This window comes from Pseudanabaena sp. BC1403, assembly GCF_002914585.1.
Lineage (GTDB): Bacteria > Cyanobacteriota > Cyanobacteriia > Pseudanabaenales > Pseudanabaenaceae > Pseudanabaena.
Genome location: NZ_PDDM01000057.1, coordinates 1 through 5,561, shown reverse-complemented (window position 1 = coordinate 5,561; position 5,561 = coordinate 1). Strand labels below are relative to the sequence as shown.

General features: G+C 42.4%; 6 protein-coding genes and 1 tRNA gene. 1 reads left to right on the top strand and 6 read right to left on the bottom strand.

The genetic code is table 11. The annotated features are described in order from the left end of the window. Positions 1–85 precede the first annotated feature (85 nt). Positions 86–331, bottom strand: coding sequence for a hypothetical protein (locus tag CQ839_RS24440; protein ID WP_103670913.1), 246 nt, complete (start codon positions 329–331; stop codon positions 86–88). Between the two features lie 143 nt (positions 332–474). Between CQ839_RS24440 and CQ839_RS24435 the strand changes: the two genes are divergently transcribed. Further along, positions 475–915, top strand: a complete 441-nt coding sequence (locus CQ839_RS24435; RefSeq protein WP_103670912.1) for an NUDIX hydrolase — start codon at positions 475–477, stop codon at positions 913–915. Between the two features lie 48 nt (positions 916–963). Here the strand turns inward: CQ839_RS24435 and CQ839_RS24430 are convergent. From CQ839_RS24430 to gshB, 5 genes are all read right to left on the bottom strand, one after another. Further along, a tRNA-Pro gene (locus tag CQ839_RS24430) sits at positions 964–1,037 on the bottom strand. Positions 1,038–1,149: 112 nt separating this feature from the next. After that, positions 1,150–1,722 carry a TIGR04376 family protein gene (locus CQ839_RS24425; RefSeq protein WP_103670911.1) on the bottom strand — a complete coding sequence of 191 codons (573 nt, stop codon included), beginning with the start codon at positions 1,720–1,722 and terminating at the stop codon, positions 1,150–1,152. Positions 1,723–1,850: 128 nt separating this feature from the next. Continuing rightward, positions 1,851–2,990 (bottom strand): hypothetical protein, encoded by a 1,140-nt coding sequence (locus tag CQ839_RS24420; RefSeq protein WP_103670910.1) that lies wholly within the window; start codon positions 2,988–2,990, stop codon positions 1,851–1,853. A 281-nt stretch (positions 2,991–3,271) separates the two neighbouring features. After that, the gene (locus CQ839_RS24415) at positions 3,272–4,201 is read right to left on the bottom strand and encodes a DUF1517 domain-containing protein (protein WP_258040874.1); all 930 of its coding nucleotides are present in this window, start codon (positions 4,199–4,201) and stop codon (positions 3,272–3,274) included. A 166-nt stretch (positions 4,202–4,367) separates the two neighbouring features. Then, positions 4,368–5,330, bottom strand: coding sequence for a glutathione synthase (gshB, locus tag CQ839_RS24410; protein ID WP_103670908.1), 963 nt, complete (start codon positions 5,328–5,330; stop codon positions 4,368–4,370). Positions 5,331–5,561 lie beyond the last annotated feature (231 nt).

Here is a 5,561-nt window from a genome sequence, read left to right as displayed (position 1 = left end):
TCTTCGCTGTAATAACCCAAAATTATTCCTTTTTTCTCTTTGTCTGAGCTTATCCTAATTTGCACAAGTTATTTATTTTTCATTCCTAAGCAGCTTGAAGAATCATTTGATCGGGTAATAGTATCCAAACTCGGAATTGATCTTCATCAGGTGTGATGACTACAGCAACACCTAAGTCTAAAGCTTTCTTACTAGCCGCGATCGCATCATCTAAGATGTCATAGGATTTATCAGCGACAAAAGTTTTTCCTAAGAAGATAATCCCGCGCGCTCTACCAGCGATGGTCATAACTTCAATAGAGCGAGCTTCATTCAGGGAATTGAGAATCATAATTGTTGGAATGTAAAAAGTTTTTTCTATAACATTGAGAATATCTTTGTATAAATATTAGGACTGCAATCACCAGTTCTTGTTCCTGTAATCTTAAGTGTGGTAATTTGCGATCGGCATCACAAATCACGAAATTTAGACCTATGGATAATCCTCAATGCATCAGACCGATTTCCATTTGCTTATTCCGCAAAGACAACAAAATTTTAGTGTCGGAATGCTTTGACTCAATCAAGCAGGACTATTTTTGCCGTCCATTAGGTGGAGGGATAGAGTTTGGAGAAAGCAGCCAAGAAGCGATGTTACGTGAAATTGATGAGGAGATATCTATCGAAGTAGAGAATCTGCACCTGATTAAGGTAATCGAGAATATATTTGTCTACGAAGGCAAACAAGGACATGAAGTTGTGTTTGTCTATGACGCTGAGTTTGTAGATAAGTCTTGGTATGAAAAAGAAGAGCTAACTTGTTATGAAAGCTCTATAAAAACAAAATTTACGGCAAGATGGCTGTCATTGGCAGAAATAAAAAAACAGAATATAAGACTAGTTCCAGAGGATTTAGCAAGTATATTAGCTACATAAAAAAGCAGAGAAATTGCAAGGCAATTTCTCTGCTTTTTTATTATGAAATCGGAATGTTGGGATTTGAACCCAAGACCCCCACTACCCCAAAGTGGTGCGCTACCAAGCTGCGCTACATCCCGTTGCGTTTTTGACGCTTTCCTATCATAGCATGATGGTTAGCAAATTTTACTAGCTAACAAAAAATAAAACCCACAAGAAAGGGGACGCTTTGCGTCCCCTTTCTTGTGGGTTTTATTTGCCCATATTGCGTTTAAGGCGTTCGAGTTCTTCATCCATTTCCCAACGCCGAAAAGTTTCTTCTAACTTATCGTTAGGATCTCGAAAGGGCGGAGTATAGAGATTGTCCCAATTTAAAGGAGTACTAGTTGGTGATTTTGCTTTGGCAGTTTTGGCAGCCTCAGCGACTTTGGCTTGAACTTCTTTGCGCCGCTCTTGGATCTGCACCTGTAGCGTTTGACTATCAGTGGCTCGTTTTTTGACAAGTTCCATCTGCGCCCAGATTTGGTTACCTTGGCGCAAGAGCGCAGCTTCACGTTCTTTAGCTGCACCAGCTAAGTCAGGACGATCAAAGGATTCTGCTTTGACAGTGCGATCGTGCCAGACGCGAATTTCTTCGGCGATTTCCAGAATCCGATCTTGGAGTTTTTTCTCCTCCAGTTTCGAGCTAACTATTAGTTTCGCTATTTCTTCTTCTTGTTGCCGCAATTTATCTTCGAGGATTTGCAACTCAATCTGTGGGTTATTGCGAATAAACTCCTCTAGGCGGGTCTCTAAAAAGCGAGATATATCCTCTATTAACCCCATATACTTTCCTCAGATGTTTTAGGCGCTTTCCAGAAAAATTGTAACCCAATATCAACATTGGCATAGCCAAAACCAAACGAGAATTGCGGCGCTTCGCGCCGCAATTCTCGTTTGGTTTTAGGACTATATTAGAATTTTTGCCCAACAAAGATAGTTTTCGTTTCCTTACCGCGCTTGAGGATGATCTCTTGCTGACTAACACGGGATAAAATCCAGCCTGTATTGTTGATCGCTTTGCCTAGTCCAATAGATTGGACAGAGCCATTTATATCAAGCATTGCGGTAGAGCGATCGCCTAAATCAAGTACACCTATCAATGTATATGATGGCGCAGGTGCAGCAGTAACTTGAGGAGATACGGCATTTGGTCTTGCCATTGTCGCAGAGTTAGCCACATCAATTGAGTTATTTGATGTGGCAGGTGGCAATGCAAGAGGAGAGGGAGAATTACCACTATTGCTTAAAGCAGGAGGTTGATACACAGGCACATACATAGGCTGCTGCAACCCATTCACAAAAGGATTATTTGTCCCCACAGGTAATTGCATATTGCCGACTAGGGGTGCAGCCATAAGGGGCATATTGCTGCCAATGGTGTTATTGGCATTAGTTGCGATCGCGCGATTTTTGTCTACTACTTCCGACAACATCCGCTTTACTTCTTCGCCAAAAGCTTTATTAGTACCATTGTCTTTAGATGAGACCTGAGCAACATTAACTGATTGCCTACCTAGCCAAATTCCATGATTAATTGTCCACATTACTGCGGCAATTAGTGCGGAGCTGCAAGCAAAGACCAGCAAGAGACGATCGATTAGGTTGTATTTGGGAACTACTAGTTCGGGTGGTGTTGGGGGCAGGTTGCTGGTCGGCTCTGGATTCCGCATGATGTAGGGTTGAATCCAGAGCACATCTTGTTTAGAGATGGGTGGTAAAGCAATATCAGCAACATTAAGTTTGGTAATACTGACAGTATCTTTTGATGTTGACAGATCTTTTTCGGAGGTGTCAAGTTTAGGAATTGCTACTATGTCTGAGCTTGAGGCTTGCACAGAAGCATAGGGAGATGATGTTTTGCTTTGCTTGGTTTGTGAATTTTTTTGTCTAAGCGATCGCTGCTTAGTGTAATCAACATGGAGCGTGGATTCGACATCTCCAAACAGATCGTCCATTAAGTTATCAACGTTGTCTGTATAAGCATCAACGTCTTGAGTTACATAAGGCTGCTCTGAGCTATTTGTATATTTATTATCTGTACTCTGCATCATATGTCGATCCTATTCACTCTATTAACCATGCGCTCTTTGCCATACCCGAATTTATAATCAAATTGTGAAGTTTTTAGCGCTATCTTAGCCGAATCACAATACTTTAAACTTGTCTCAGAAAAAATAAGAAAAAATAATACTGGTAAGTGATACCACAGATTGACGCTTAACACCATAGCTTTGAAAGAGATTTTGTAAATCTTTAAACCAAAAAAAATTAAAGGGTCGCATAGCGACCCTTTAATTTTTTGCTATCGGTGGACTCAAAGAGTCCAACAAAACTAGATTCTGACAAGATCAGGATATATGGTTAGCACCTCATCAGTTGTGAGGGTATAGTCCTCAGACTGGGGCTCCCACAGTACCTCTACTGCCAACAGGTTATCCGCAGGCACAGAACCGATCGCTGATAAAGCTGACTGCAAATCTGCGGTAGAACGTAAAGGAGGCAATTTGCTGAGGCTATCACCCGCAACTGCAAGTAAAAGCGTAACCACAATATATTCGCTTGGAGCTTCGAGGTCTAGGCTACCTGCACTAGGCAAAGATGTAGCAGTTTTGCCTTGCAATACCCGACCACTGACGTTACTCAATACTTCTGCATTGAGTTTGCTGCGCTCAGACATCACCAAGCTATTAAACTTTTGCTCAGCAAGGGCAAACTTGGTATTTTCATTGGCACTGCTGACATAGACCCAATATTCTGGATGACGCATCAAGGAGATAGCAGTTTCGCGGGTGACAGTGGCTAAACCTTCAACGGAGGAAGTGTCCGACTCCAGAGCTAGACGAGTTAACTCTTGTTGCAGCGATCGTGCTGAGGAGAGTAGACCAACTTGGATTTTAGCAACACTAACTTTGCTATCCATGCCAGTAATGCCTTCGCCATTACCCCGACCACGGAATGCTTGCATGACTGCACCTGCAACGATCACCAATAGTAAGATCGTAAACAGTCCGCCGCCACCGCCGCCACCCCAAAAAATGAAGGGAATTCCACCGCCATAGTTGTTGTTGTAACTGCTGCCGCTATATCCTGAATTGGATGGCGCAGAACGGCTAGGGGCAGATTTAAAGGAGCTGCCACCCATTCGACCACCTGAGCGTTTGGCAAAAGCTTCGTGAGCACCACCAAATACGATCATCGCAACTAAGGAAACTGCGGCAAGCGATCGCGTCCAGACTTTGACGTGAACTTTAACTTTTTGCATAAATTCTGAGCTAAAAAACTTCATAGATAAAAAGGACATTTCTCAAAGAATTGCTATAGATGTTCTATAGCAATTCTAACCTAGTCAAAGTTTGCAATAAGCTACTAAAACATAAAACCCAAAAAGACAAATTGCCCGCTACGCGGGCAATTTGTCTTTTTGGGTTTTATGCGAAGGTTGCCAGCCAATCCATCACCAGATCGCCTAAACACACATCATCAAGGCGATCAATTTCACGGACACCTGTGGGGCTAGTGACATTGACTTCGGTGAGGTAGCCACCGATGACATCAATACCAACAAACATTAAGCCATCACGCTTTAGGGTTGGGGCAAGTTGAGTGCATATTTCCCGCTCGCGATCGGTAATATTGACTTGAACTGCACTGCCACCCGCCGCCATATTGCCGCGAAACTCTCCTGACTGGGGAACACGATTGACTGCGCCAATTGGTTCGCCATCCAGCAAAATAATCCGCTTATCCCCTTTCTGTGCATCGGGCAGATATTCCTGCACCATCACAGGAGTTTTACCAATATTCGTACTGATTTCGATCATCGAATTCATATTGCGATCGCCCATTTCCAAAAACAAAATCCCCTCGCCGCCTTTACCGCCCAATGGTTTCATGACAGCCTTACCCTCAGCCGCAACAAATTCGCGAATTGTACCTTTATCAGCAGTCACAATCGTCTTAGGAATTGCCTTAGTAAATTGCAGAGCATACATTTTCTCGTTGGCAGCGCGAATACCTTGGGGCGAGTTGAGAACTTTAGTTTTGCTGGCATCAACGTAATCAAGAATATAAGTTGCATAGAGATATTCTGTAGTTACAGGTGGATCGGGACGCATCCACACAAATTGCATATCTTCTAAAGGCTGAAATTTCCCTTCTGCGACTTCATACCAAGGATTTGGAACTTGCCATTTACCATCTACTAGTGGCACAGGATAGATCTTGGTGGATTGCAAAAAAGCCCATGCTTTGCCATCTTTGACACTCAACGTATTCATATTTGTAATAAATACCTCATGCCCCTTGCGACAAGCTGCTTCCATCAGCGCTACGCTAGTGTCATGGGCAGGATCGAGTTTAGCGATCGGATCAATAATAAAGGCAAGTTTCATAGATTCGGTTGATTTTTAGAGCTTTTAACACTCAATCTATCAGTTTTCAAAATTTTTCTACTATTAGGACTTACGTAAATAAACCAAGAACTCAAGTTCTTGGATAAAAGCTCAAGTCCACTGAAGTGGACTACAAAATACTATTAAGGAATGAAAAATAAATAACTTGTGCAAATTAGGATAAGCTCAGACAAAGAGAAAAAAGGAATAATTTTGGGTTATTACAGCGAA

Coding starts and splice junctions, on each gene's coding strand:
- CQ839_RS24440 (WP_103670913.1), bottom strand. CDS start 331: ATGATTCTCAATTCCCTGAATGAAGCTCGCTCTATTGAAGTTATGACC.
- CQ839_RS24435 (WP_103670912.1), top strand. CDS start 475: ATGGATAATCCTCAATGCATCAGACCGATTTCCATTTGCTTATTCCGC.
- CQ839_RS24425 (WP_103670911.1), bottom strand. CDS start 1,722: ATGGGGTTAATAGAGGATATATCTCGCTTTTTAGAGACCCGCCTAGAG.
- CQ839_RS24420 (WP_103670910.1), bottom strand. CDS start 2,990: ATGATGCAGAGTACAGATAATAAATATACAAATAGCTCAGAGCAGCCT.
- CQ839_RS24415 (WP_258040874.1), bottom strand. CDS start 4,201: ATGCAAAAAGTTAAAGTTCACGTCAAAGTCTGGACGCGATCGCTTGCC.
- gshB (WP_103670908.1), bottom strand. CDS start 5,330: ATGAAACTTGCCTTTATTATTGATCCGATCGCTAAACTCGATCCTGCC.